The organism is Rhodococcus sp. NPDC003382, from assembly GCF_053589135.1.
The window spans coordinates 78,603-104,303 of sequence record NZ_JBSFRH010000007.1 but is presented as its reverse complement, the minus strand read 5'-3'; the positions used below and the strand labels follow the sequence as shown (position 1 = coordinate 104,303).

The window sequence follows — 25,701 nt, the reverse complement described above, 5'->3', positions numbered from 1 at the left end:
ACCAGCCTCTAGATTCACCCTTTGTGAAATGTCATAGGACCGAACGCAATCGCGGTGCGCTCGAGGTGTGGTGGATCTGTGAACACCCGTGAGCACATTATCGCCGAACGTGCCGAACTCGTGGATCTGCTCCGCTCGCTGACACCGGAACAGTGGGCGACGCCGTCGCTCTGCGAGGGGTGGTCCGTGCGGGACGTCGCCGGCCACCTGTCGATCGACGGTGTGCCGTTCCACCGTTATTTCCTCGCCGGCCTGCGCAATCCGTCCGCCGACCGCCTCAACCGACACTACGTCGAGGCAGCACGCAACGTACCCGTCGATCGCCTCGTCGACGGGTTGGCGACGTCGATCTCCGGAAGCTGGTTTCCCCGTTGGTTCCCGCGGCTGACCCTCGCCGATCATCTTGTGCACCAACAGGACATCCGGCGCCCCCTGGGGATTCCCCGGGCCATCGACGCCGATCGTCTTCGCCTGGTCCTCGACCGTCCGGATCCGTTCGCCCGCCCCTCCCGCTATATCCGCGGGCTGCGTCTCGTCGCCACCGACATTGCGTGGGAGCGGGGCGATGGCCCGATCGTGCGAGCCACCGGCGAAGCACTCGCGTTGGCGATGGTCGGCCGGCCCGCCGTGCTGGACGAACTCGAGGGTCCCGGCCTGGACTTGTTGCGTTCGCGCATAGAACGAGCCTGACCTGCGCCGACAGCGCCTGTGACGATCGCGGGTGCGGGCGGCCGGCACACGGTTTCTATTGTGTCGGCATGACGATTCGCCCCGATCTCCTGGACGTACTCGCACGCCGAGCCCTCACCGAGGACTCGGCGCGGCCCGACGCCGTCGAGAAACTGCACGCTCGCGGCGGGACCACCGCCCGAGAACACATCGCGCGCATCGTCGATCCGGGCAGCTTCGTCGAGTACGGCCGCTTCGTCACCGCGGCGCAGGAAGCGCGCCGCAGCATGGACGAACTGCTCGACCGCACGGTCGCGGACGGCATCGTCGGGGGAGTGGCCACGATCGACGGACGGCCGTGCGCGGTCCTGTCCTACGACTATCTCGTCATGGCGGGAACCCAGGGGATGCGCGGGCACCGCAAGACCGATCGCCTCATCGAGGTCATCGGCCGACTCCGCCTGCCCACCGTGTTCGTCGCCTCCGGCGGTGGCGGGCGCCCCGGCGATACGGATCTGCCGCTGGTGTCGGCTCTGGACGTGACCACGTTCGCCGAGTGGGCGGCGCTGTCGGGTCGGGTACCGCGGATCGCCGTCGTCGACGACAACTGCTTCGCCGGGAACGCCGTCATCGCCGGTTGCGCCGACCTCATAGTCGCAACACCGCGTGCGTCGCTGGGCATGGGCGGTCCGGCGATGATCTCCGGCGGTGGGCTGGGCGACGTCGCCGCCGCCGACATCGGGCCGCTCGACGTGATGATCGAGAACGGGGTCGTCGACGTCGCGGTGGACGACTCCGAGGACGCGGCGGAAATGGCGTGCCACCTGCTCGGCTACTTCCTCGGAAGGTCCGAGACATGGTCCGCAGCAGATCAATCCGTTCTCCGGGATCTCGTCCCCGAGCACGAACGCACGACCTTCGACGTCGCGCCCGTCGTCGAGACCCTGTGCGACGAGGAGTCCGTCACCGTGCTGCGGCCCGGCTTCGCACCCGAGCTGTACACCGCCCTGGGACGGATCGAGGGCCGCACGGTCGGGATCCTCGCGAACGATTCCCGCCACACGGCCGGGGCGATCACCTCCGACGGCAGCGACAAGGCCGCCCGGTTCCTGCAGTTGTGCGACGCATACGGATTCCCGGTGATCTCGCTCGTCGACACCCCGGGCATCATGGTCGGCCCGGACGCGGAACGGACCGGGCTGGTTCGGCACGCGTCACGGCTGCTCGTCGCCGCGGCCCGGATCCAGGTGCCATTCATCGGTGTGATCCTCAGGCGCGCTTACGGACTCGGTGCCCAGGCGATGCTGGCGGGCAGCACCCACTCGCCGTTGATGACGATCGCGTGGCCCGGAGCAACGATGGGCGCGATGGGACTCGAAGGCGCCGTGCGACTGTCGATGCGCGCCGAACTCGAGGCGATCACCGACGACGACGAACGCGAGGAACGGGTCCGGCAACTGACCGAGATGCTGCGAGCCAACTCCACCGGCCTGAACGCGGCCCGGTACTTCGAGATCGACGACGTGATCGACCCTGCCGAAACCCGCTCTCTCATAGCTCATCTGGTGGAGGCTGCGGCCGCCGGCGGGGAGATCTCGGGAAGCGGTGGTGCCGTAGATACCTGGTGAACCCCGGTGTGCCTTTGTGGCGGCCCTGACCGCCACAAAGGCACACCGGCGGCGAAGCCGCACCTACGGGTAGTTGGGGTTGTTGAACGTCGGGATCTCGATGCTGATCGTCTGCAACTCCGACATGTACAACAACACGAACTGGCGCAGCAGTTCGTCGAACGCCCAGTAGGCGTCCGGTGCGAGCGGCAACGGCAGCAGGCCTTCGCGCACCGCGATGAACGGCCGCCACCCGACGTTCAGCAGCGTGCCCCAGACCGGCTCGGGAGGGATCTTCAGCCAGTCGGCGATCCGGTCGCCGAGCACGTAGCGGGTCAGTGCCCCCAGGATCGGCCGGGTCAGCAACGTGAAGTCCAGTCCCGCACCGAGATCGAGGAGCATGTCGGCGAGCTTCAGCCCCTCCGGCGTGGGCGCCAGGATCGGATCGAGCACCTGCGTCGCCTGGGATTCGGCGTCCGCCCACGTCGCAGGAATGTACTGGTCCTGGATACCGAGCATGTGCGCGCTGACCTGCCACGAATGCAGGAACGCCTCACTCTCGTCCGCGGCGACCGGCACCTGCCAGTTCTTCAGCACGCGCATCACCGTTGTGGGGAGGCTGTGCCAGGTCACCATCATGTCGTGCTGACTGATGGGATATTCCTCCGGCGCCACGTTCACCCAGTGCGACGACTGCGGCAGCAGATGCCGCACCCCGGCGTGCGCGAGACGCGTCTTCAGGCCCGTCACGATCATCTCGCCGTCGGGCAGGTAGGCATTGCGCGAACCGATGTCGTATCCGAGTTTCGCCGTCCGCGAGATGCGGCGCTTCATGTTGGCGCCGCCCTTGGAGTAGTAGACGGCGACCGATTCCTTCGGGATGACGGTGCTCATCATGCCGCTCGCGAAGCCGTAGAGGACACCGAGATAGAGCCCGCGCTTGTCGTTGAATTTCACTGCAGTGGCGAGCTTTCCGACATCCGCCCATTCCGGGAGCTGTCGATGCCGCTCGAGAAAGGCGTGCAGGTCGGCAGGCAGCCCGGCTGGGAGCGGCTGCCCGTTCTTCTTCCACCCGCGTAACAGGTCGTTGACCAAGGGGACCTCACCGCGCTCGAACAGCGACGCGACCAGCGTGTCCGCCTCCTCATCCCACACCAGGCGGGGATCCGCTCCGTCGCCGGTACCGGGTATCGACCCGGCCGGCGACCATCTCCACGGACGAGCCTGCGCCGGGGTCGCCGCCGCGACCGCCCCGAGCGCCGCGAGCGCCCCTCCGGCTTTCAGAACATTCCGTCTGCTCAAATCGGACATCCGCAGCCCCCATTGGCTTCGATGTGGCAATGTAACAGCAACAGTTACGCTGTATCAGGAGAGCACATCGCCACGATCCTCACGGAAGATTCCCGGAATCCGTCCCGAAGCGTCACCCTGTAACAAGGCCATCACAGGAGGTAGCCGTGGAATCACGATCGTCGACCAGGTCGGGACTGTGCAGATCGACGTCGCTTCTCGAACGCGCGTACAGCGACGCCGTCGAGCCGGCGGACGACACCGACACGACCCGAACCCGTCTGCTCGATGCGGCATACGACCAGTTCTGCCGGATGGGCATTCAGCGGTCGACGATGGAGGATGTCGCCAAGCGCGCCAATCTTTCCCGAATTACGATCTACCGCAAGTTCGACACCAAGGAGGCCCTGGTCGACCAGGTGATCCTGCGGGAGTTCAGCCGGTACTTCACCCGGTTCATCGAAGAGGTCGCCGGCGCCCCCACGGTCGCCGACCGTGTGATCCTCGGCTTCGTGAGCTCACTGCGGACGATCCGCACCAATCCGCTCGTCACCGCGCTGATCGAAACCGACCCCACCTCGTTTGCCGGATCCATCATCGGCGCGAACGGCGAAATGCTCTCGGCAGTACAGACATTCGTTGCCGGGCAGCTTCGACGCGAGCAGGCGTCCGGCACCGTCGCCGCGGAACTCGACGTCGACCTGGTCGCGGAGATGATGGTCCGGATCACCGGCTCGTTCCTCGCTTTTCCCAGTCGCATCGTCGATCTCGACGACGACGCCGAACTGACGGCGATCGCACGCCGATTCCTGGTGCCCATGCTGCAGGTGCCGCAACAGGAAGCCGGCTGAGTCACCCACCGGAGCAAGGATGTTCCCACCCCGCCGTCGTCGGAAGGCCCAACCGTGCACCACACGCTCGACGAACTGGGTTACTACCTGCTGGCCGGGGCGGGCGGCGACGGGCCGAGAACGCTGGTCGACGAGGCCCGCCGCGGGGAGGAACTCGGCTTCGGCACCGCGTTCATCTCCGAACGGTGGAACATCAAGGAGGCCTCGTCGCTGACCGGGGCGGCGTGCGCGGTCACCGAGCGCATGCGCATCGCCACCGCGGCGACCAACCACAACACCCGGCACCCGCTCATCACCGCCTCGTGGGCCACCACGATGCACCGCCTCTCCGGTGGCCGGTTCACCCTCGGGATCGGCCGCGGCATCGCCGCTCTGTACTCCGCGTTCGGTGTGCCCGAGGTGACCACCGCGCAGATGGAGGACTTCGCGCAGGTCATGCGCAGGCTGTGGCGCGGCGAGGTCGTCGTCGGACATTCCGGTCCGATCGGTGAATACCCGCTGCTGTTCCTCGATCCCGATTTCGACGAGGACATCCGCCTCGCCCTGGTGGCGTTCGGTCCACGCTCACTCGCGCTGGGAGGACGGGCGTTCGACGACGTCGTCCTGCACACCTACTTCACACCCGAGACCCTGCAACGGTCGGTGGCAATCGTGAAGAAGGCCGCCGAAGAGGCGGGCCGCGACCCCGACGACGTCCGGGTGTGGTCGTGCCTCGCGACCGTCGGCGACCACCTGCCCGAGGAACTGCGGTTGAAGAAGTCGGTGGCGCGGCTCGCGACGTACCTGCAGGGTTACGGCGATCTGCTGGTGCGGACGAACAACTGGGATCCCGCTGTGCTGCAACGCTTCCGAAGCGACCCGATGCTTCTCTCGATTCCGGGTGGGATCGACCACAAGGCGTCGGCCGACCAGATCGAGCACATCGCGACGCTGCTTCCCGACGAATGGCTCGAACCCGCGGCCACCGGATCCGCCGCGCAGTGTGCACAGCGGATCCGACGCGAGTTCGACTACGGCGCCGACGCGGTGATCCTGCACGGCTGCACACCCGACGAACTGGAGCCGATCGTCACCGCCTATCGCGCGAGGTGATCCGGGCACGGTCGACCGGTCGTCCGAACGCACGACGACGCCGACGACCGACCCCTGATACCGTCCACGCGGATCAGGGGAGGAGCACACATGCACCGGCGGCCGCGAGCGACACGGTTCGGCACGATCGCCGTTGCCGCGGTCGCGATCGCCGGGCTCGCGACCGGTCCCGCCGCTGCGTCCCCGCCGGAACAAGGTACGTGTCCGCACACGATCGTCTTCGGTGTCGACGGCACCCTCAAGGTCGGCAAGCCCACATCGACCGTGCATCCGATCCTCGAGGGCCTGGCCGAACGCGGCGCACGCACCGTGCGGATCGACTATCCGGGGGAGATCAGTCCGCTCGGGAGCCACACGTACGACCGGTCCAAGGAGATCGGAGTCCGTGAACTGCACCGGCAGATCACCCTCGCCCACGCCGAGTGCCCCGGGGCGGCGTATCGCGTCGTCGGCTTCTCCCAGGGTGCCGCGATCGCCGGTGACGTCCTCGCCGATCTCACGCAGGACCTGGACCGCCCGGCCGATCTCGCCGGGGTGGTGATCGCCGACCCGCGTACCCCCGGCACCGGCGCGGAGGTCGTCGCGCCCGGTGCTCTTCCGGGGATCTCGTTCACGGGTGAGCGTGCTGGGTTCGGGACCGTTCCGGTCGCCACGGTTTGCGCCCTGGGCGACGCCGTCTGCGACATGGTCGACCCGCGCGCGGACTCCCGTGAAGCCGCGCGCCGCGTCGAGCGCTACTTCGCGATTCATCAGCACTATGTGGAACTGACCGTCGGCGACCGTCCGTTCGTCGACGCGATGATCGATCTTGTCGAGCATCCGCGGACCGCAGTGGTCCGGATCGGCTGACCGCGGCTCGTTGGTGTCCGTCACCGCGAATTCGGTACCGTTCGAGAGGACTCGCAACAGTGTGTGTCGCGTTCGGCTCGGCACAGCCGAAAGAGGGAGGTTCCCGTGGCTGGTGGTCTCGTCGCCCTGCTGGACGACGTCGCGCTGATTGCGAAGGCAGCTGCAGCATCCATCGACGACATAGGTGCAGCCGCCGGTAAGGCCAGCGTGAAGGCGGCGGGTGTGGTCGTCGACGACACGGCCGTCACCCCGCGCTACGTGCACGGGTTCACCCCCGACCGCGAGCTGCCGATCATCCGCAAGATCGCGATCGGATCGATCCGGAACAAACTGCTGATCATCCTGCCGGTCGCGATGATCCTCAGTGAGTTCCTGCCGCAGGCGCTGCCGTACCTGCTGATCGCCGGCGGCCTGTTCCTCTGCTACGAGGGCGCCGAGAAGGTCTACGAAGCGCTCACCGGCGGGCACCACGAGGAAGAGGGCGCCACCGCGGCCGAGAAGGGGCCCGCGTTCGAGAAGACGATGGTCAGCGGTGCGATCCGCACCGACCTGATCCTGTCCGCCGAGATCATGGTGATCTCCCTGTCGTCGGTCGAGAACGAACCGTTCCTCACCCGGCTGCTGGTGCTCATCGTCGTCGCCATCCTCATCACCGCCCTGGTGTACGGCGTGGTCGCGTTGATCGTGAAGATGGACGACGTGGGCCTGGCGCTCGCCGGACGCGAATCGAAGTTCAGCCAGAAGATCGGCCGCGGTCTCGTCGCCGCGATGCCCAAGGTGATGTCGGTGCTGACCGTCGTCGGTATCGCCGCGATGCTGTGGGTCGGTGGCCACATCCTGATTGTCAATGTCGGCGAGGCCGGGTTCCATTGGCCGGCCGATCGGCTCCACGATCTCGAGCACTGGTTCGGTGAGCTCGTGCACGGCGGGTTCGGTGGTGTCCTGTCGTGGACCGCGGGCACGGTGGCATCGGCCCTCGTCGGCCTCGTCCTCGGCGCGCTGGTCGTGCTGATCATGCACCTGATTCCGAAGCGCAAGAAGCACGCGCACGAGGTCCACTGAGGCGGTAGACAGCCGCGCGCTGCCGTCCGCGCGCCGCTGTCTTCTCGCTCGGCGGATCCGGTTCGCTACGCCCCTGCCCGGCCGATCCCGCGCACCGCGTCGGCGAACGCTCTCATCAGTTCCGGGTCCTTGACGCCGCGGCTCGACTCGATGCCGCTGGACACATCCACACCCCACGCACCCGACGTCTCGACCGCGCGGGCCACATTGCCCGGGTTCAGCCCGCCGGCGAGAATCCACCGGCCCTGCGGCAGTCCGCTGCGATCCTGCCAGTCCCACGTGACCCCGGCACCGGCGACCGCACCGTCGACCAGCAGGAGGTCGGCGCCGAAGTCCTCGTCGAGTGCCTCGGCACCGCCGGTGTTCACGGCGCGGATCACCGTCAGCCCGGCGTCGTGCAGCATCCGCACGTCGTCCGCGGACCGCAGGTCGTGCACCTGAACATGATCGATGTTCGCGGCTTTCGCGGTCGCGACGACCTCGTCGAGCGGCATCTTCACGTACACCCCGACCGCGAGGACTCCCGCGGGAACCCGCGATCGCAGTTGCGCCGCCTGCTCGACGGACACGCGGCGCGGGCTCTCGGCGAAAACGAAGCCGACTGCGTCGACCCCGAGTCCGACGGCCAGCTCCACCGTCGCCTCGTCGCGCAACCCACACATCTTGATGAACGTCACCGCATGCCTCTCGTCCTCGCGTGCCTTCTCATCGACGATATTGCAGGTGCCGGTCTCCGGCGAACACGATCCGCTTCGGGAGGAACCACCCCCCGCGTGGGGGGTATCGGGACCACGCCCGGGGGCGCACGCTGAATCACACCAGCACCGAAGCGCCGAGCGACCGGGAGGAAATCCTTATGCATCGAATCATCCACGCCGATGCACTGTTCCGGCTCGGACCCGAACAGACCTGGGACCTCGTCTTCGGCAACCGGCTACAGCGGTTCGTGGAGTTGTCCCCCTCCATCGTCGCGGTCGAAGACTACGAGATGCGCGCGAACGGGACGCCGAGGTACGCGATGGTCTTCCGCATCGGTCCCACCACGATCCGCAGGATCTCCGACTATTCCGTCTACGACCGACCGCGCAGAACCGTCAACGCCGTGCTGGGCGGTCTCTTCGGGGGCACCTACGAGACGGTCTTCGGTCCCGAAGGACCGGATACCCGACTGTCCTACCGCTGGAGAATCGAACCCAACACACCGGTGGCCCGAGTCCTGCTGCCGGTGCTCGCACCTCTGCTCGCCCGCGCGCTCCGCAAGGACCTCCGCGCAATCGCGAGAGCCGCCCGGGGTACACCGAAGGACGAGAAACGCTCCACTGCTCGATGACCGATACTGCAGCGCGTCGCCTACCGTGGTGACGTCGCGAAGGACGGAGCGCCCTATCCCGCGGCCTTGCGCACGAGTTCCCGCAGACGCTGCTCGATCTCGTCGTTCACCTCGAGCACCGCGAAAGCCGTGGGCCAGAACGATCCGTCGTCGAGGAGAGCATCCTCGTTGAAACCGACCGTTCCGTACCGGGTGTCGAACTTCGACGCAGGTTGATAGAAGACGACGACCTTGCCGTCGCGGGCATAGGAGGGGAAGCCGTACCAGGTCTTCGGGTCGAGGTGGGGAGCCTCCTCGGTCACGATCGTGTGGAGACGCTCGGCGATCTGCTTGTCGGCGCCGGTCAGCGCGGCGATCGCGTCGAGGCACGCCTGCGCCTCACGCTCCCGCTTCGCGGCGCCCTTGCCGCTCCGTCCCTGCTCGCGGAGTTCGGCAGCGCGCTGCTTCATCGCGGCGCGCTCTGCGTCGGTGAAGCCCGTTTCGTCACCGGTGTTCGACGCCATCGGTTCCATCCCCTCGTGAATTCCTGAATGCCGAAGCACTTTCCGGGTGGGTCACGATCAGCGGCACCCGGGAGCCACGCCAGCATCATTCCACTTCTGGTTTCGGACGGGGTCGGAACAGGACGGAGGCGACGATGTCGAACCTCTTGTAGCGTCGTCCACACCGGTCGTGGAGTTCGGAACGGCTGTAGACGTACTGAATGGCGGTTGGCGTACGGATATTTCCGCACACCAACCACCATTTCAGGAGCGAATCCGGCGGATCGACTGTCGGGCCCGTTCGGTTGTGCCTCCCCAGATTCCGAAGGCTTCCCCGGTCTCGACGGCGTGCTGCCGGCATCGGTCGACGACTGCGCAGCGCGCACAGATTTCGAGGGCGGTTCGTTCTCGCCGGGCTCGTTCGCCTCGGGTCTCGTCGTCGTGACCGAAGAACAGGTTCGACAGAAAGTTTCGGCAGAGCGCCTCCCGTCGCCACGCCACATCGTTCCGGTCATCTGCGGGTGGAGCAGGTTCTCGCGCCCGCCCCTCATACGTTGTTGCTTTCATCGGCATCGAGCGTGCACGCAGGTGGAATCCGTTCAGTGCATGTGACTTCCGCCGTTGATGTCGATGGTGGTTCCGGTGAGGTAGGCGGCGTCATCCGAGGACAGGAAGGTGATGACGGAGGCGACCTCACGGGTGGTTGCTGTACGGCCGAGCGGGACCCCGGCGCGGATCGCCGCTTCCTGCTCGTCTGTGCTGCCGACGCGGATGCTGGTGTCGACGGCGCCGGGGGTGACAGCGTTGACGGTGACTCCGCTGTCTTCCAGTTCGCGGGCGAGCGACTTGGTGAAGCCGAGGATTGCGGCCTTCGCGGAGGAATAGGGGACCTTGCCGAACACTCCGCCACCACGCTGGGCAGACACGGAGGACATGTTCACGATCCGGCCCCAGCCGTTGTCGATCATGGCCGGCAGGAATGCGCGCGTGACGAGGTAGGTGCCGGTTGCGTTGACCGCCATCACCTTGTTCCAGAGGTCGAGCGTCGTTTCCAGGAAGGGGACGGGGGAGGTGATGCCGGCGATGTTGGCGAGGGCACCGACCGGAGGCAGGTTGCCTGCCGCGACTTCCGCAGCGACGGCGGCATGCGCGCGATGCACGGAGTCCTCGTCGGCGACGTCGATGGCGTGGCCGAAAGCGGGCACCGAGTACTCGCTGCCGATCTCGGCGGCGACCTTGGCGGACTTCTCGCCGTCGAGATCGAGAACGACGACGGCCCAGCCGTCTTCGGCGTAGCGGCGGGCGGTGGCGAGGCCGATACCACGATCGGAGGTGGCTCCGGTGATCACAGCAGTGCGAGCGGTGGTGGACATGGGGATCTCCTTCTGGGTCAGGGAATGAGGGGGGAGATGAATCGTGCTGCCGCCGCAGTGGCGTCGGCGCGCTGGGGGTCGGTGACGTCGCGGGTTTCGAGTTCGAGACTGAAGTGACCTGCGTACTCGATGTCGGCGAGAGCACCTATGCCGCAGGCGAAGTCGGCGGCACCGTTGCCGATGCTCAGGTTGATGTTGCCGGGGACGGCGTCGCGCAGGTGAACGTGGGTGATCCGGGGCCCGAACAGGTCGACGAACGTGGCCGGGTCGCTACCCGACGCGACGATGTGGCTGAAGTCCATGACGATGCCGATGTCCGGAGAGAGCCGCCCGGTCAGATCGGAAGCCCTGGTGATGTCGCGGCACAGGCGATGCAGGTGCAGTGATTCCGTCCACACAGCGACACCGAAGTCGTATGCGAGATCCGACGCCCACGACAGCGCGGCTGCGACGACATCGAGGTCCTCGTCGAGGGAGCGGACCGGGTCGTGGTCGAGCGCACCGCACGGCAACACCAGCGCCTCGGCACCGACTCCCGAGGCCAGGGCGAGAAGGTGCTCGAGATGCTCCTTCCGTACGTGCCGTTGCGGTCCTGTCAGGATCGCGTTCAGATCGCCGATATCGCCGTTGACGCTGCGTACCCGCGTTCCTGATGCCGTCACCACCGCCGTGACGGTGTCGACGGTCCGGCGGTCGAGCACGTAGGGGACGTGGTCGCAGACTCCGGGCAGCGCCCCGAGATCGATCTCGTCGAAACCGAGGCCCGCGATGGTCGCCAGCGCCGACTCGAGGTCGAGGTGACGGAAGCTGATCGTCGAACAGCCGAGCCGAGGGTGGATCACAGTCGCTTCCTCCTGGTGGTGGTGACGGGGACCACGGTATGCGTTTGACTGTTAACAGTCAACGGTCGCCGGTTGGTAGTTGACATCAATGGTGGTGCCGGTCACACTGGAGGTCACTGTTGACAGTCGACATACTTTCCTCATCGCCTCGCCGGGGATTTCCCGGTTCGTCAGGAGAACGACATGAGCACAGACGCTCTGCAGATGCGGGGACCGGTCCACGGAACGAAAGACGCCAAACGCGTCGCGATCGGATCCTCGGTGGGCGCGGTCATCGAGACCTACGACTTCATCGGCTTCGGTACCGCTGCCGCGCTCTACTTCGGCACTGCGTTCTTTCCGAGCGGGGATCCGGTCATCGGTACCCTCGCCGCCTTCGCCACGCTCGGCGTCGGCTTCGCCGCCCGTCCACTGGGCGGCATCATCGGCGGGCATCTCGGCGACCGCGTCGGCCGGAAGCCGGTGCTGGTCGCGTCCCTGATCATCATGGGACTGGCCACTTTTGCGATCGGCCTGCTCCCGACATACACCCAGGCCGGACTCGTTGCGCCGGCGTTGCTGGTGACGGTGCGCATCATCCAGGGCCTTGCATTCGGAGCAGAGTGGGGCGGCGCAATCCTCATGAGCTACGAGCACGCACCTTGGAAGTCCAAGGGGCGCTACACCGGCATAGTGCAGGCAGGGTTTCCGGTCGGACTGCTGTTGGCCAACCTGGTCTTCTTGTTCAGCGTCCATCTCGGAGGCGATTGGGCGTGGCGAGTACCGTTCCTGGCCAGCATCGTCCTGGTTGTCGTCGGATTGATCATCCGCTCCAAGGTTCCGGAATCCCCGGTGTTCGAGGACGTCAAGGACAGTGGCGAGATCGCCGCGTCACCGGTGCTCGACTCGATCAAGAAGGACTGGCGCGACATCCTGCGCGGCATCGGCCTGCGGATCGCCGAGACCGCCGGCTATGCGGTCTCCATCACCTACATGATCTCCTACCTGCACGAGAACGGTCTCGCTGGTAAGTCGGAAACCCTTGTCGCACTGTGCATCGCCGCCGCAATCGGCATCTTCGCGACCATCGGATGGGCGACGCTGACCGACCGCGTCGGACGCAGGCCGGTCTACCTCGGCGTCTGCGCGTTCGCCACCGTGTTCGGCGTGCCGATGTTCCTTCTCGTCAACACCGGGACCTTCGCTCTGGTCATCGCCACCATCGTCATCGCCTACGCGGTGTGCCAGAACGCCCTCGCCGGCACCCAGGGCTCCTGGTTCCCGGAACTGTTCCGGGCAGCACGCCGCGCATCCGGCGCGTCCCTCGCCTACCAGATCTCCGCCATGATCTCCGGTTTCACTCCCTTCGTCACCACCCTGCTCTACTTCTCCTTCGGGTGGCTCGGTCCCGCACTCCTCTTCAGCGCTTACGGATTGCTCGGCCTCGTGACGGCGGTGTTCACCCGCGAAACCTGGGGGCCGGCGGAACGCCACCTCGCCGCAGAGGCCGGCCGTAACGACCACACCGAGCACGGTGGGTCCTCGCTCCCCCCTTCCACATCGACTCTCAAGGAAAAGGAACTGCTGTGACCACCACCGCGCCCACGGACGCCGTTCCCCGCGACGTACGGATCGCCGCCATCGACGAATTCGCCTATCGCGCCCGGCACAACGCCCTCGACATGGGCGAGGTACAAGGACAGGGCTACGTCGGACAGGCTCTCGGAGCTGCGGACATCCTCGCCACCGTCTACGCCACCCAACTGCGCTTCCGGCCCGAGGATCCCGAATGGGAGGACCGCGACCGGTTCCTGCTGTCGACCGGACACTATGCGATCGGGCTCTACGCCGCCCTCGCCGAAGCCGGCATCATCTCCCGCGACGAGCTGCTTACCTACGCCATGGACGACTCCCGACTCCCTATGTCCGGAATGGCCTCGTACACACCGGGAATGGAGATTTCCGGCGGGTCCCTGGGCCACGGGCTGACGGTCGCGGTCGGGATGGCACTCGGACTGCGGCACCGAGGATCGAAAGCGCGAGTATTCAACTTCCTGTCGGACGGAGAGCTCGACGAGGGGTCGACATGGGAAGCCGCGATGAGCGCCCACCACCACCGGCTCGGCAACCTCGTCGCGATGGTCGACATCAACTCCCTGCAAGCCGACGGCCCCACCCGCGGCGTCCTGAGCACCGAACCGGTGCACGACAAGTGGGCCGCCTGCGGCTGGCGCACCTATCGCGTCGACGGCAACGACACCTCCGCGCTGCTCGACGTCTTCGACGACGCGGTAGCAGGCTGCGCGGACCAAGGTGCACCGGCAATCGTGTTGTGCGACACCCGCGTCGGCAAGGGAGTCCCGCTGCTCGAGAACCGGGAGAAGGCGCACTTCATGCGCATCGAAGAAGACGAATGGCAGATCTGCCGAGACCAGCTGACCGCCGGACACAACCCCGAGGACCCGCGATGACCACCGCTACCCCCAAGCTCAAGACTTCGGCGATGATCGCCTCGTTCGTCGACCCCGGCCAGAAGACGGCTGCGGCACCGTTCGGGCATGCACTGGTCGCCGCGGCACAGCAGAACGACAAGATTGTGGGTCTGTCCGCAGATCTGGCGAAGTACACGGACATGCACATCTTCGCCGAGGCGTTCCCGGATCGGTTCTTCCAGATGGGCATGGCCGAGCAACTCCTGTTCGGTGCGGCCGCCGGGATGGCGGAGACCGGACTCGTCCCCTTCGCGTCCACATACTCGGTGTTCGCCGCCCGTCGCGCCTATGACTTCCTGTGCCTCGACATCGCCGAACCCAACCTCAACGTCAACATCGTCGGCGGGCTTCCGGGCCTCACCACCGGCTACGGGCCGAGCCACCAGGCCACCGAGGACATCGCCATCTTCCGCGGCATGCCGAACCTGACGATCGTGGACCCCTGCGATTCGGTCGACATCGAACAGGCGGTCCCACAGCTCGCCGCCAGCGACGGCCCGACCTATCTCCGGCTGCTGCGGGGCAAGGTCGCCACCGTTCTCGACGAGTACGACTACACATTCGAACTCGGGAAGGCGAAGGTGCTCCGCGGCGGGAACGACGTGGTGTTCGTCTCCAGTGGACTGATGACGATGCGAGCGCTGCAGGCCGCGCAGGAGCTGTCGCGTCACCACGTCGACGTCGCCGTCGTCCACGCACCCACCATCAAGCCGTTCGACACCGCGACGGTGCTCGCCGAGATCGACACCGACCGGCTCGTCGTCACCCTCGAGAACCACACCGTCGTCGGCGGGCTGTTCGAGACCGTCGCGGCCACCGCCGCGCGCGTCGGCGTCGGCCGGAAGATCGTGCCGATCGCCCTGCCGGACGAGTTCCTCGACGCGGGCGCGCTACCGACCCTGCACGACCGCTACGGGCTGAGCACCGATCGGGTCGTCGCCAAGGTTCTCGCCGAACTCGGCTGAAACCGGTACGGGTCCGCACCGGCGGGCGCGCGGACCCGTACCATTGTCGACAGGACTGCTGTCAACAGTTACCCGCCGACACCGACCGGAGGCACCATGGCCGCCCAACCCGCACTCCTCGGACTGGAACGCACCAGCCTCCGGCAGCAGGCCGTTGCTGCGCTGCGCACCGCCATCACCAGTGGTGCCCTCGCTCCCAGCAGCCCCCTGGTCGAGACCGAACTGTCCGAGAAACTCCAGATCAGCCGCGGCACCCTCCGTGAAGCGATGCGCCAACTGCAACAAGAGGGCCTGATCACCACCGGAGCCCGTGGCCGGCTCTACGTGCGGCACCTCGACGCCAAGGAGATCCGCGACATCTTCGCCGTCCGCGCCGCGCTCGAAGCGCTGGCGGTCCGAGAACTCGCCGCCCGCCCCGACCGCGCCGACGTCATCCCGGAGTTGCGCGAGGCACTCACCGTCATGGCAGCAGCCGAGGACGATCTCGAGGCCCGGATCGAATCGGATCTCGACTTTCACCGGTCCCTGTGCAAAGTCACGGGGAACGAGACGCTGATGCACTCCTGGCAGTCCCTCGAGGGATCCATCCGCATGTCCATCATGTTCGCGGGCCTCGAGAAAGCTGTCGGCAACATGGACGTGGGTCGCCACAGCGCCATCGTCGACGCGGTCGAAACCGGTGACGCAGACGAAGCGGCTGCAGCCGTACGAGCCCATATGAGCTGGGCAGCAAACAATTTGGTGTCATAACGTCAGGCCATGGTGGCCCTGGGGCCGTCTCGCACCTGCAAGACGGCCCGGTCCGGAATCTTCGGAGCTGATCGATAATCCGATCGACGCCTGTCGATCTCTTCACATCACCCTTCTGCCCCCTGCGTGTCCTGTCCGCTCGCGCCGTGGCTGCGAGCTTCGATGGCCTCCACGGACTTCCTGAACTGCTTACCCAACATTCGGGTTCCGACGATTCCGAGCACGCCCGCGAGAACCCTCCCCTTGAGGTTCTTGCCGTCACGGACCACAACGACGTCCACGTCAGTCTTTCCGGTGGACTGCGGCGTCAGAGTGTAGGTGTGGCTCGAGGCCCCGCCCCACAGATTGGAATCGGTGGTCGTCAGCACGACGTGGTGAGGGTCGCTCCAGTCGTAGTGCAGGCGTTCCCAGATTCCGCTCGAGCCCTCGGTGACGTCGGCGTCGTGGGGGCCTCGGTTGTGCACCTCGAGATAGTTGTCCGCGCTGTTGCCGAAGAGTTCCTTGCGACCGGGCCCGAAGTCGGTGAGACCGGCAATGAATTGCTCGGGTGTCGCGGTGGTCGTCTGGTGAAGGTGGATCGTGGTCATGGCGTGTTCCTCGATGATTGAGTGATCCGCTCCCGCCCCGGAGGCCGGGTGATGACCTGTCCAGCACACCACTGCTGAACACATCGCGAAAGAGGGTCCGAATCGCAACGCCTCGTGCCGCTCCCGACCAGGACGATCGGGAGACGGCAGGTATCGGCGTCCGGCACGGAACCGGACGCCGATACCGGTCACGTCATCTCGAAGCTGCGTCGGCAGCGCGGCCGAGATGGTGAGCGAAGTACCGCGCCGAGCTGTCGCGCTCGTAATCCGGGATGCGTCTGCCGGGATAGGCGTGCAGCGCCTTCTCCTTCGAGGCGAAGGCGTCGAACAACGCGACTCCGGATGCGTTGTCGAATTCCTTCTCGTCCCACGGAATTCGGCACTCGACCGGAACGGTGACCTTCCTTGCGGCCTCGATCAGATCATCGTTCACGAAGACTCCGCCGAAGCTGAGGGCAGCGATCCGGGGTTCGACCGCCGCCCACATCACCCCGGTTGCCACGCCCAGGTTCATGCCGCCGTAGCCGATCGGCGCTTCGACACCGATCTCGGGTAGTGCCTGTAGCGCGTCGAGGGTCGCCTGCCATTCCGGCACCGCACGCTCCGCCAGCGACATGTTGTACTCGGCGACGATCGGAGCGATCGGCTCGCCTTCCGTGCGCGCCCGATGGATGGCCTCGACCCACCGTTGATCCTGAGCGTTTCGTGGTCGGTCACCGTGGCCTGGCGCGTCGATGGCAGCGACGGTGAATCCATGAGCGGTCACGCCGTGGAGTGCGCCGGCCACCAGTCCCGGCGCCTTCTTGTGCATGCCGCCGGAGTGCCCGGACAGCAGCAGCGGTGCGCCTGAGGTTCCGGACGTGGGCGTCCAGAGCACACCGGTGATCTCATCCAGGGTGAATCGGCGTTCGATGACACCGTTCGACGTTGTCTCGGAGGTGAAGTGCATGATGCAGCCTTTCGGGGTTGCCTTGTTCAGGCGCTCCCGGCGATACCTGCATCGATCACCCGACCGCGAACACGAGTGGGAGCACCCACATGGTTGTTGCGTTCATGGGTCTCACCTCCTCGCGTGAAGTCACGGTCGGGCGCACGCTATCAATCCGAGCCGAAGCCCGTCCATTCAATTTTCTGCCCGCACACAGGCTGAGCAGTTCCGGTCCATGAATGCACCGAAGTGGTGATCGGTGCACGGATATTTCCGTACACCAACCACCACTTCAGGAGTAGATCGGAGGCGCTCCGCCGGGCGATGTCAGTGCGTAGCGACAGGCTGGTCGGCCTGCTCCACGGCAGCACCGTCCGTCAACGGGTAGACCGGGTACTCCACGCCCGAGAGGTACTGCACGGTACGCACCACCTGGCAGGAGTAGCCGAACTCGTTGTCGTACCAGACGTAGAGGATGGCGGTGTCGCCGTCGACGATCGCAGCGTTCGCGTCGACGATGCACGCCGCGCGCGATCCGATGAAGTCGCTGGACACGGCGTCGGTGGCAGCCGTGTAGTCGAGGTTCCGGCTCAGCGCACCGGTGAGCGACTCCTGGCGGAGGTGCTCGAGCACCTCTTCCTTGGTGGTCTCACGGTTCAGCTGCAGGTGCAGGATGGCGACGGACACATCCGGCGTGGGGACGCGGATCGAGTTGCCGGTGATCTTGGCCTTCAGGTCGGGCAGGGCCTTCGCAACCGCCGAAGCGGCACCGGTCTCGGTGAGCACCAGGTTGAACGGCGCGGAACGACCGCGGCGGTCGGCCTTGTGGTAGTTGTCCAGCAGGTTCTGGTCGTTGGTGAACGAGTGCACGGTCTCGACGTGGCCGCGCAGAACGCCGAACTTGTCGTCCATGGTCTTCAGCGGCGGGACGATGGCGTTGGTGGTGCAGGACGCGCACGAGACGATCTTCTCGGCCGGATCGATGCTGCGGTGGTTGACACCGTGCACGATGTTGGGCAGGTCGCCCTTGCCCGGTGCGGTGAGCACCACCTTGGCGATACCGGGGCGGAGGTGCTTCGACAGTCCGTCACGGTCGCGCCAGATCCCGGTGTTGTCGATCAGGATGGCGTTGTCGATGCCGTACTCGGTGTAGTCGACGGTCGCCGGATCGTTGCTGTAGATGAACTTGATGACGTTGCCGTTGGCGATCAGGGTGTTGTTCTCGGTGTCGACCTTGATCGTGCCGTTGAACTGCCCGTGGACCGAGTCGCGGCGCAGCAGCGAGGCACGCTTGGTCAGGTCGTCACCGCCACCCTTGCGAACCACGACGGCGCGCAGGTTCAGGCCGTTACCCGAGCCGGCCTTCTCGATGAGCAGACGGGCGACGAGACGCCCGATTCGCCCGAACCCGTACAGGACCACGTCCTGCGGCTTCGGAGTGTGCGTCTGGCCGCCACCGACCAGGTCGGCGAGGCTCTCGGCGACGAACTCGGGGATCGATCGTCCGGCGCCCTCGGCGTGGTACGCCGTCACCAGGAGGCCGAGGTCGATCTTCGACGGCCGCAGGTCGAGGTCGGTCAGCGCCTCGAGGAACGGGAAGGTCTCCTCGACGGACAGCTCGTCGCCGCGGATCTGCCGCGCGAAACGATGGGTCCGCAGAATGTCGATGACCGACTTGTTCACGAGGGAACGGCTGTGAAGCAAGATCGTGACCGAGTGCCGGCGGTGCAGGCCGCCGATGATCGGGATCATCGCTTCCGCAAGCGCCTCTTCGGAGTTCCAATGTGCCAATTCCGGGGTGCTCACTGCGCTCCTCTGTCCTTCCGGCTCGACTGACCCGTCCGCAGGTTGGGTGCCACCCGGACGAGACGCACGTCACTCGCCGGTCAGCGTTCTGGATCGGTGGAACAGTTCGCGACCGACGCCGATTTCGACGTGTGCAGCGCCATCATATGAGAGCGCTCTTACAGGTCGACGCCCGGTAGCCGGAAACCGACCCTCGTGGGCCTGGTCGTCTCACGGGATGACCGGGAATCTCTCCCGGGGCGTGTCCCGGAAAGCACCCTCATGCCGATCCGGGCGGCACCGGAACCTTCCCGGAAGAAGGAAACCGGTCGGTACGAACCAGGACCGAAACGGGTACCCCACCCCGCCGGTCGGCCGTTCCCGAACTCCCGCGCGCACACGATCCTCGAAGAACCCGAAACGCTCCACCCACCGGGAGGCACATGCCCGACACACCGGCCACGCTCTCACCCGCTGCGGTGATCGAACACGCGACCCCGCCGGCGCGCTGCCACGGCCTCCTGCGGACCGAAGACCGGTCGCCTTCGCCGTCGAATGGACCCCTACGGCGGCCCGGCACGGCCCACCGTCCCTGTTGATTTTCGGCACCGAGTGCCGTAACCCTGAAGAACGGTGTGCAGCTGTCTCCGTCCACTCGGACGACCTCGCTCCCACGAATCGCCCCCTGCCGGCAGTTCGTGGAACCAGGGTCGACAACTCGCCCCGCCCCCACCCCGACGGCGACCCCAGAAAGAAAAGAACCCTTCCGATGATCTCCTCGTTCGTCCTCCGACCGGTTGCTCTCACAATCGCCGTCGCCCTGCTCCTCGCCGACACCGTCCTGGCCACCCGGATCCCGGAGCTGCCCGACTGGGACGAGGCAGGCAACCCCGTCCGCCACTGACACCCCACTCGCCCCGAACGAACCCCTGCGGCCCGACGCATCGACACTTCCGGCGTCGCATCACCGGTGCAGGCCAGGGCGAGCACCACGCGGCTGCGGACAGGCTCCGCGGCGGCGACGGTCAGGATGCCCGACCACTGCACCTCGGAGGGAATCCGGGGCAGCTTCGTCAACCGGGACACCACACGCCGCGTCAACCGAGTGTGAAGCGGCCCCGGCCAACGGGATTGGACTCGCGCAAACCAGCCGTCCCTTGCTGCACTCGTGTGTCGACACCTCACACGTCGGGGACGGTGGAACGCCGTCTCAACAATCGGTCAGATGTTCAGATTTGTCTACACACGACGAAAATTGTGGTTGGCGTACGCATATATCGGTACGCCAACCACGATTTCGGACGCACCTGGGTTCAATCCGAGATGACGGACGGCGGAGCAACCGCACGCAGCGGCACCGCCGCGGTCTATCGGCTCAGCCTCGCGCCATGTCCACGAAGCGTGACAGGTGCAGCTGGTGCGCAACCGTGATCGTGGCCGTCGGACCGTTACGGTGCTTGCCCACGATGAGGTCCGCCTCGCCACCGCGCGGGTCGTCGCGTTCGAACGCGTCGGGACGGTGCAGCAGGATGACCATGTCGGCGTCCTGCTCGAGGCTGTTGTGCACCGAGATGCCGTCGGCCACGAAATTATGGGTGCCCGGGACGGTTCCGTCGAACACGTCCTGCTCGCCGAGGCTCTCGATGGAGACGATCTCGTCCCAGAACACGTTGTTCGTCGCGACCATGTCGATGTCGGCGGTGTCCAGGACACCGGCGACCTGCGCCAGGCTCGATCGTGCACCCGATGCGGACCGGGATACCGCGGCGGCGACCAGTTCGGCGGGGGCGAGGTTCTCGACCGCGAGGAGCCGGGCGAGTTCGGCCTCGATCTCGGGGGTGACCGTATCGGCGCTGTGCCGCACCAGCTTCGGGCCGAGCTGCGCGAGCACCCACTGCGCTGCGGTGCCGTACTTGCCGACGTCGTGCAGGAAGACGGCCTCGTTCTCGCGGCCGGTGACGACCACGCCCCAGCCCGCAGCGGTCTCGACGATCCGCGCGAACACACCGATCCGTAGGAGCAGGCGGGCCAGGTCGTCCGCGAGCCGCCGACCGGCGGACGGGAAGCGGATCACCGCGCGCGCGGCCTCGGCATCCCACGCGACCTCGCCGCCGTCCTCCCAAACGTGGCAGACGAACGCCGCAACCTGAGCCTTCGGCAGCGAAAATGCCTGTGCGGGAACACAACCCTGCGCGACCGCACGACCCGCGAGATCGAACACCTCGTCGTCCGACAGTTCGACGACCTCGAGCGGAGCAGGCAGGGCGCGGGGAACCGCGACACGCTCGCCGGCCATCAGCTCGCCGAGCGGAATCCAGCCGTCGACGGTGAGGAACGGATGGTTCGCCGTGGCCTCGACCCGACGACCCGAATCGAGCGTCAGCCGGAACACTTCCTTGCGCCCGGACGGGAACACCTTCATCATCGGGCGGGCGACCATGCGCATGCGCTCGTCGAGCGACCACACCTCCGGCTGTTCGCCGGACTCCAGCAACTCGCCGAGGGTGACCTCACAGCCGTTGTCCGCCCGCAGCACCCGAGTGCTCGCGGGAAGGCAGCCCGACTCGCGGAGGTCCGAAACCTGCGGCTTCTTGTCGGTGCGCTGCTCGGGGCCACGGTTGAGCTGACACACCGCGACGACCGGAACCTCGAGTTCCTTCGCGAGAAGCTTGAGGCTACGCGAGAATTCGGAGACTTCCTGCTGACGCGACTCGACCTTCTTGCCGGACGACATCAGCTGCAGGTAGTCGATGACGATGAGACGGATGTCGTGCTTCTGCTTGAGCCGCCGCGCCTTTGCGCGGATCTCCATCATCGTCAGGTTGGGGGAGTCGTCGATGAACAGCGGGGCCTCGCTGATCTCGCTCATCCGTCGGGCCAGGCGCGTCCAGTCGTCGTCGGTCATACGGCCGGACCGCATGTCGCCGAGCTTGATCTTCGCCTCGGCGGAGAGCAGACGCATGACGATCTCCGTCTTGCCCATCTCCAGGGAGAAGATGACCGACGCCATGCCGTGCTTGATCGAGCACGACCGCATGAAGTCCATGCTGAGCGTCGAATTGTGGGTGGGGACCATCGACCGGCCCGCCAGGTACAGGTGCTCGCCGTCGACCTCGACGCACCGCACCGGCACCGACGCGACGGGCCGTACCGCGACGACGCGGCGTTCCTGCGCGACGGCGGGACGGTTCTCCTTGTGCTGCAGGGCTTTGCTGGGCAGCACGAACACGTCGTCGTCGGCGGTGAAGGACACCGAACCGGATTCGAGGGTGCGGGTGTAGCCGAGGCCGGCGAGCAGTTCGGCGATGTCCTCGAGCAAGCGCGGGCAGTCGCTCTCGAAACGGACGGTGCCGTCGTCCTCGACGGTGGCCCCGGCATCGAGGACTCCGGCGAGCAGGTCGCGGCGCTGCCGTTCCGAGGCTCGCAGATAGGCCTCGGGGATGTGGGCGCCGAGCGTCATCAGCTCCTCGGCGAAGTCGCCGTCGCCTTCCATCCGCATGTGCAGGTCCGGGTCCTCGGAGGGCCCACCGAGCCACGCACCCAACGTGAACGGCGCGACCGGCAGGTCCGCGTCCGGCAACTGCAGCGCCGCACTGTTGGCGACGACGTGACCGTCCGCGACGGTCGCGGCCAGCTCGCCGGTGGTGCGGATCCCCGCGACCGTGCGCCACTGGTGCTGTTCGTCGGCGACGACGACGGTGCCGTCGGAGAATTCGATCTCGTAGCAGGGACGGCCGGTCATGACCGGCGTCGCGGCGACGACGCGTGTCGGCGCGCCGTGGGCGTCGAGCAACAGATCGCCCACCGCGACCTCGCCCATCGTGGTCCACCCGGTGGGGGTGGGCAGGGGAGTGTCCAGCGCGAGCGCCTTACCGACACCGGGGCGCGCGGCGACGATGATCATCTGCCCGGCGTGCAGGCCATTGGTGAGTTCGTCGAGTTCGGCGAATCCGGTGGGGACACCGAGGGAGATGCCGCCGCGGCTGGCGATGGAGTCGATCTCGTCCATCGTCGGCTGCAGCAGTTCCTCGAGGGGAACGAAGTCCTCGGTGGTGCGTCGCTCGGCGACGTCGAAGATCTCGGCCTGGGCGCGGTCGACGACCTCGGCGACGTCCTGTCCTTCGGCGCCGGCGTAGCCGTACTGGACGATGCGGGTGCCCGCCTCGACGAGGCGGCGCAGCACTGCCTTCTCGGCGACGATCTCGGCGTAGTAGCCGGCGTTGGCGGCCGTGGGCACCGTCTGGGTCAGTGTCACCAGGTAGGCGGCGCCGCCGATGCGCTTGAGTTCGCCGCGGCGGTCGAGTTCGGCGGACACGGTCACCGGGTCGGCCGGTTCACCGCGGCTGTAGAGGTCGAGGATCGAGTCGTAGACGACCTGGTGGGCGGGCCGGTAGAAGTCGCCGGGCCGCAGCACCTCGAGGACGTCTGCGATGGCGTCCTTGCTGAGCAACATGCCGCCGAGCACCGACTGCTCCGCGACCATGTCCTGGGGAGGCTGCCGACCGAAGTCGCCGCCCGGTTCTTCCGGGGGTTCGTTGTAGTCGGAATGGCCTCGATCGTCCACAACAGCCACGCGATGCCATCCTTCCCCATCCGCGTTCCACGTTCGGTAGGGCGTGGTCGACGCGTATGTCCGTACACACGTTCTACTCGCCCCCACCGACATTCAGCGTGCAGGCTCGCTCGACGTTAGGGACTCCGACGCGCCGATCCAAATCGGGTTGTGCACATATCTGTGGATGAAATGTGGAAAGGGGAGGACACGCTTGTGCACCTCCTGTGGAAAAACTGGGGACAACACATCTCACACTTGGGATACGACCAGGTCATCGGCCCAAAATCGCTTTTCACAACTGTGTACAACGACGATTTCGGCGTGTCGCACACCGGGCGTGTTCGCTGCTTCGTTCCCGAAACGATATGCCGTAGGTCACATCGGAGCATGTCTATCCACAGGGTTGTGGATAGACGACGAAGAGCCCCACGCACTTGGTGCGTGGGGCTCTTCGGGAGCCGGAATCAGGCGCCGACGACGTTCAGGGTGAACTTCGCGGTGACGTCCGGGTGCAGCTTCACGACGACGGCGTGCTTGCCGGTCGCCTTGATGTGAGCCTTGGGCAGCTCGATGATGCGCTTGTCGACGACCGGGCCACCGGCAGCCTTGATGGCACCGGCAACGTCGGCGGCGGTGACCGAGCCGAACAGCTTGCCCGAGTCGCCGGCGGTCTTGACGCTCAGCGAGACGCTCTCGAGACCCTCGATGGTCTCCTTGAGCTCCTTGGCGTGATCCAGGCCGCGCACGGCGCGCGCTTCCTGGGCACGGCGGATGCCCTCGACCTGCTTCTGGGCACCACGGGTGGCGACGATCGCCAGGCCGCGGGGCAGCAGGTAGTTGCGGCCGTAGCCGTCCTTGACCTCGACGGTGTCGCCAGGCGCACCGAGGTTGTCCACGTCAGCAGTCAGAATGAGCTTCATCGGTTCCTCCCTTTCCTCAGCGAGCCGTCGAAACGTAAGGAAGCAGGGCGACCTCACGAGAGTTCTTCACAGCAACAGCGATGTCGCGCTGGTGCTGCACGCAGTTGCCGGTGACGCGGCGAGCGCGGATCTTGCCGCGGTCGCTGACGTACTTACGCAGCAGCGTCGTGTCCTTGTAGTCGATCTGCACGTTCTTTTCCTTGCAGAAGGTGCAGACCTTCTTCTTCAAAACCTTGTCGCGCGCAGGCGCCTTAGGCATGGTCTTTCTCCGTATTTCTGGATGTTCCGATCGAGGTCGGATCAGAACGGGGGCTCGTCGTCCCCGGGACCACCGAACGAGCCGGCCTGCGGAGCGCTGCCCCACGGGTCGTCGCCACCGGTGCTCGCGCCGGCGCTTGCGCGCCCGCCGCCCGATCCTGCGGAGGAACCACCGAAGCCACCGCCGCCGCCACCACGGCCGGCCTTGGTGACCTTGGCCGTCGCGTAGCGGAGCGAGGGGCCGATCTCGTCGACCTCGAGCTCCACGACAGTGCGCTTCTCGCCTTCACGCGTCTCGTAGCTGCGCTGCTTGAGCCGGCCCTGCACGATCACGCGCGAGCCACGGGTCAAGCTCTCGGCCACGTTCTCCGCTGCCTCACGCCAGATGTTGCAGCGCAGGAACAGAGCCTCGCCGTCCTTCCATTCGTTGGACTGACGGTCGAACACGCGGGGCGTGGACGCGACGGTGAAGTTCGCGACCGCGGCACCCGCCGGGGTGAAACGCAGTTCGGGATCGGCGGTCAGATTGCCGACCACGGTGATGACGGTGTCGCCTGCCATGTGGTTCCTCCTGCTGTGTGTGGAGTCCTGATGCGCCCGAGCCTACGGTCAGGCGCCGACAGGATCACTTGTCGTTGCGCAGAACCTTGGTGCGGAGCACCGACTCGTTCAGGCCGAGCTGGCGATCCAGCTCCGCAACGGCAGCAGGCGTCGCGCTGATGTCGATCACCGCGTAGATGCCTTCGCTGTTCTTGGCGATCTCGTATGCGAGACGACGCTTACCCCACACGTCGACCTTGTCGACCTTGCCGCCTTCCTGGCGGATCACGTTGAGGAACGTCTCCAGCGAGGGAGCGACAGTGCGCTCATCCAGGCTGGGGTCCAGGATGATCATCAATTCGTAATGACGCATAAGACCTCATCACCTCCCATGGACTGTGAACGGTCACGGACGATCCGTGACAGGAGGGTCGTTGCGTCAGCAACCCAAGAAGGGTACATGACCCCGCCTTGACCAGCGAAATTCACCTAGGG

Annotated in this window: 26 protein-coding genes; 12 read left to right on the top strand and 14 right to left on the bottom strand. The window is 66.4% G+C overall.

Annotated features, from left to right (window positions below):
* Positions 1-78 precede the first annotated feature (78 nt).
* Together ACWDUD_RS07500 and ACWDUD_RS07495 are read left to right on the top strand one after the other, a co-directional pair.
* Positions 79-690, top strand: a complete 612-nt coding sequence (locus tag ACWDUD_RS07500) for a maleylpyruvate isomerase family mycothiol-dependent enzyme (RefSeq protein ID WP_248674674.1) — start codon at positions 79-81, stop codon at positions 688-690.
* A 68-nt stretch (positions 691-758) separates the two neighbouring features.
* Positions 759-2,297 (top strand): acyl-CoA carboxylase subunit beta, encoded by a 1,539-nt coding sequence (locus ACWDUD_RS07495; RefSeq protein ID WP_248674672.1) that lies wholly within the window; start codon positions 759-761, stop codon positions 2,295-2,297.
* A 63-nt stretch (positions 2,298-2,360) separates the two neighbouring features.
* Here the strand turns inward: ACWDUD_RS07495 and ACWDUD_RS07490 are convergent, their stop codons facing one another.
* Positions 2,361-3,587: an oxygenase MpaB family protein gene (locus ACWDUD_RS07490; protein WP_450108904.1), complete on the bottom strand. Its 1,227-nt coding sequence runs from the start codon at positions 3,585-3,587 to the stop codon at positions 2,361-2,363.
* Positions 3,588-3,733: 146 nt separating this feature from the next.
* On the opposite strand from ACWDUD_RS07490, the gene ACWDUD_RS07485 reads away from it, so the two are divergent.
* The 4 genes from ACWDUD_RS07485 to ACWDUD_RS07470 all read left to right on the top strand — a co-directional run bounded on the left by ACWDUD_RS07485 (position 3,734) and on the right by ACWDUD_RS07470 (position 7,420).
* Positions 3,734-4,417 carry a TetR/AcrR family transcriptional regulator gene (locus ACWDUD_RS07485; RefSeq protein WP_450108903.1) on the top strand — a complete coding sequence of 228 codons (684 nt, stop codon included), beginning with the start codon at positions 3,734-3,736 and terminating at the stop codon, positions 4,415-4,417.
* A 54-nt stretch (positions 4,418-4,471) separates the two neighbouring features.
* A complete protein-coding gene (locus ACWDUD_RS07480; protein WP_450108902.1) occupies positions 4,472-5,509 on the top strand; it encodes a TIGR03857 family LLM class F420-dependent oxidoreductase in 1,038 nt (345 codons plus the stop codon).
* Positions 5,510-5,599: 90 nt separating this feature from the next.
* Positions 5,600-6,358, top strand: coding sequence for a cutinase family protein (locus ACWDUD_RS07475; RefSeq protein WP_450108901.1), 759 nt, complete (start codon positions 5,600-5,602; stop codon positions 6,356-6,358).
* Positions 6,359-6,463: 105 nt separating this feature from the next.
* Positions 6,464-7,420: a DUF808 domain-containing protein gene (locus ACWDUD_RS07470; RefSeq protein ID WP_248674666.1), complete on the top strand. Its 957-nt coding sequence runs from the start codon at positions 6,464-6,466 to the stop codon at positions 7,418-7,420.
* Positions 7,421-7,485: 65 nt separating this feature from the next.
* Here ACWDUD_RS07470 and ACWDUD_RS07465 read toward each other — a convergent pair whose 3' ends face one another.
* Positions 7,486-8,097 carry a phosphoribosylanthranilate isomerase gene (locus ACWDUD_RS07465; RefSeq protein WP_248674664.1) on the bottom strand — a complete coding sequence of 204 codons (612 nt, stop codon included), beginning with the start codon at positions 8,095-8,097 and terminating at the stop codon, positions 7,486-7,488.
* Positions 8,098-8,276: 179 nt separating this feature from the next.
* Here ACWDUD_RS07465 and ACWDUD_RS07460 point away from each other — a divergent pair, with 179 nt between their 5' ends.
* Complete coding sequence (locus ACWDUD_RS07460) at positions 8,277-8,750, top strand: SRPBCC family protein (protein WP_450108900.1); 474 nt, start codon at positions 8,277-8,279, stop codon at positions 8,748-8,750.
* Between the two features lie 53 nt (positions 8,751-8,803).
* Here the strand turns inward: ACWDUD_RS07460 and ACWDUD_RS07455 are convergent, their stop codons facing one another.
* The 4 genes from ACWDUD_RS07455 to ACWDUD_RS07440 all read right to left on the bottom strand — a co-directional run bounded on the left by ACWDUD_RS07455 (position 8,804) and on the right by ACWDUD_RS07440 (position 11,447).
* The gene (locus ACWDUD_RS07455; protein ID WP_450108899.1) at positions 8,804-9,253 is read right to left on the bottom strand and encodes an iron chaperone; all 450 of its coding nucleotides are present in this window, start codon (positions 9,251-9,253) and stop codon (positions 8,804-8,806) included.
* A gap of 243 nt (positions 9,254-9,496) precedes the next feature.
* On the bottom strand, positions 9,497-9,799 hold the full coding sequence (locus tag ACWDUD_RS07450; protein WP_450108898.1) for a WhiB family transcriptional regulator: 303 nt from the start codon (positions 9,797-9,799) through the stop codon (positions 9,497-9,499).
* A gap of 32 nt (positions 9,800-9,831) precedes the next feature.
* Entirely contained in the window at positions 9,832-10,605 is a 774-nt protein-coding gene (locus tag ACWDUD_RS07445) for an SDR family NAD(P)-dependent oxidoreductase (protein WP_450108897.1), read from the bottom strand.
* 17 nt (positions 10,606-10,622) lie between these two features.
* On the bottom strand, positions 10,623-11,447 hold the full coding sequence (locus ACWDUD_RS07440; protein ID WP_450108896.1) for a sugar phosphate isomerase/epimerase family protein: 825 nt from the start codon (positions 11,445-11,447) through the stop codon (positions 10,623-10,625).
* A gap of 183 nt (positions 11,448-11,630) precedes the next feature.
* Between ACWDUD_RS07440 and ACWDUD_RS07435 the strand changes: the two genes are divergently transcribed.
* The 4 genes from ACWDUD_RS07435 (at position 11,631) to ACWDUD_RS07420 (ending at position 15,633) form a co-directional block, all read left to right on the top strand.
* Positions 11,631-13,016 carry an MFS transporter gene (locus ACWDUD_RS07435; protein ID WP_450108895.1) on the top strand — a complete coding sequence of 462 codons (1,386 nt, stop codon included), beginning with the start codon at positions 11,631-11,633 and terminating at the stop codon, positions 13,014-13,016.
* Positions 13,013-13,897, top strand: coding sequence for a transketolase (locus tag ACWDUD_RS07430; protein ID WP_450108894.1), 885 nt, complete (start codon positions 13,013-13,015; stop codon positions 13,895-13,897). The genes ACWDUD_RS07435 and ACWDUD_RS07430 overlap by 4 nt, the downstream gene beginning before the upstream one ends.
* Positions 13,894-14,883, top strand: coding sequence for a transketolase family protein (locus tag ACWDUD_RS07425; RefSeq protein ID WP_450108893.1), 990 nt, complete (start codon positions 13,894-13,896; stop codon positions 14,881-14,883). The genes ACWDUD_RS07430 and ACWDUD_RS07425 overlap by 4 nt, the downstream gene beginning before the upstream one ends.
* A gap of 96 nt (positions 14,884-14,979) precedes the next feature.
* Positions 14,980-15,633: a GntR family transcriptional regulator gene (locus ACWDUD_RS07420; protein WP_450108892.1), complete on the top strand. Its 654-nt coding sequence runs from the start codon at positions 14,980-14,982 to the stop codon at positions 15,631-15,633.
* 107 nt (positions 15,634-15,740) lie between these two features.
* Here the strand turns inward: ACWDUD_RS07420 and ACWDUD_RS07415 are convergent, their stop codons facing one another.
* The 3 genes from ACWDUD_RS07415 to ACWDUD_RS07405 form a co-directional block, all read right to left on the bottom strand.
* Entirely contained in the window at positions 15,741-16,220 is a 480-nt protein-coding gene (locus tag ACWDUD_RS07415; protein ID WP_450108891.1) for a hypothetical protein, read from the bottom strand.
* A 193-nt stretch (positions 16,221-16,413) separates the two neighbouring features.
* A complete protein-coding gene (locus ACWDUD_RS07410; protein WP_450108890.1) occupies positions 16,414-17,169 on the bottom strand; it encodes an alpha/beta hydrolase in 756 nt (251 codons plus the stop codon).
* 306 nt (positions 17,170-17,475) lie between these two features.
* Positions 17,476-18,954 (bottom strand): glyceraldehyde-3-phosphate dehydrogenase, encoded by a 1,479-nt coding sequence (locus tag ACWDUD_RS07405; protein ID WP_197252679.1) that lies wholly within the window; start codon positions 18,952-18,954, stop codon positions 17,476-17,478.
* 748 nt (positions 18,955-19,702) lie between these two features.
* On the opposite strand from ACWDUD_RS07405, the gene ACWDUD_RS07400 reads away from it, so the two are divergent.
* Positions 19,703-19,837, top strand: coding sequence for a hypothetical protein (locus ACWDUD_RS07400; RefSeq protein WP_450108889.1), 135 nt, complete (start codon positions 19,703-19,705; stop codon positions 19,835-19,837).
* 471 nt (positions 19,838-20,308) lie between these two features.
* Here ACWDUD_RS07400 and dnaB read toward each other — a convergent pair whose 3' ends face one another.
* From dnaB to rpsF, 5 genes are all read right to left on the bottom strand, one after another.
* A complete protein-coding gene (gene dnaB, locus ACWDUD_RS07395; RefSeq protein ID WP_450108888.1) occupies positions 20,309-23,506 on the bottom strand; it encodes a replicative DNA helicase in 3,198 nt (1,065 codons plus the stop codon).
* Positions 23,507-23,952: 446 nt separating this feature from the next.
* On the bottom strand, positions 23,953-24,408 hold the full coding sequence (gene rplI, locus ACWDUD_RS07390; RefSeq protein ID WP_197250690.1) for a 50S ribosomal protein L9: 456 nt from the start codon (positions 24,406-24,408) through the stop codon (positions 23,953-23,955).
* 16 nt (positions 24,409-24,424) lie between these two features.
* Positions 24,425-24,667, bottom strand: coding sequence for a 30S ribosomal protein S18 (gene rpsR / locus ACWDUD_RS07385; RefSeq protein ID WP_197250689.1), 243 nt, complete (start codon positions 24,665-24,667; stop codon positions 24,425-24,427).
* Positions 24,668-24,708: 41 nt separating this feature from the next.
* A complete protein-coding gene (locus ACWDUD_RS07380) occupies positions 24,709-25,227 on the bottom strand; it encodes a single-stranded DNA-binding protein (RefSeq protein ID WP_248676080.1) in 519 nt (172 codons plus the stop codon).
* A 64-nt stretch (positions 25,228-25,291) separates the two neighbouring features.
* Positions 25,292-25,579, bottom strand: coding sequence for a 30S ribosomal protein S6 (gene rpsF, locus ACWDUD_RS07375; protein WP_068161222.1), 288 nt, complete (start codon positions 25,577-25,579; stop codon positions 25,292-25,294).
* Positions 25,580-25,701: the final 122 nt, after the last annotated feature.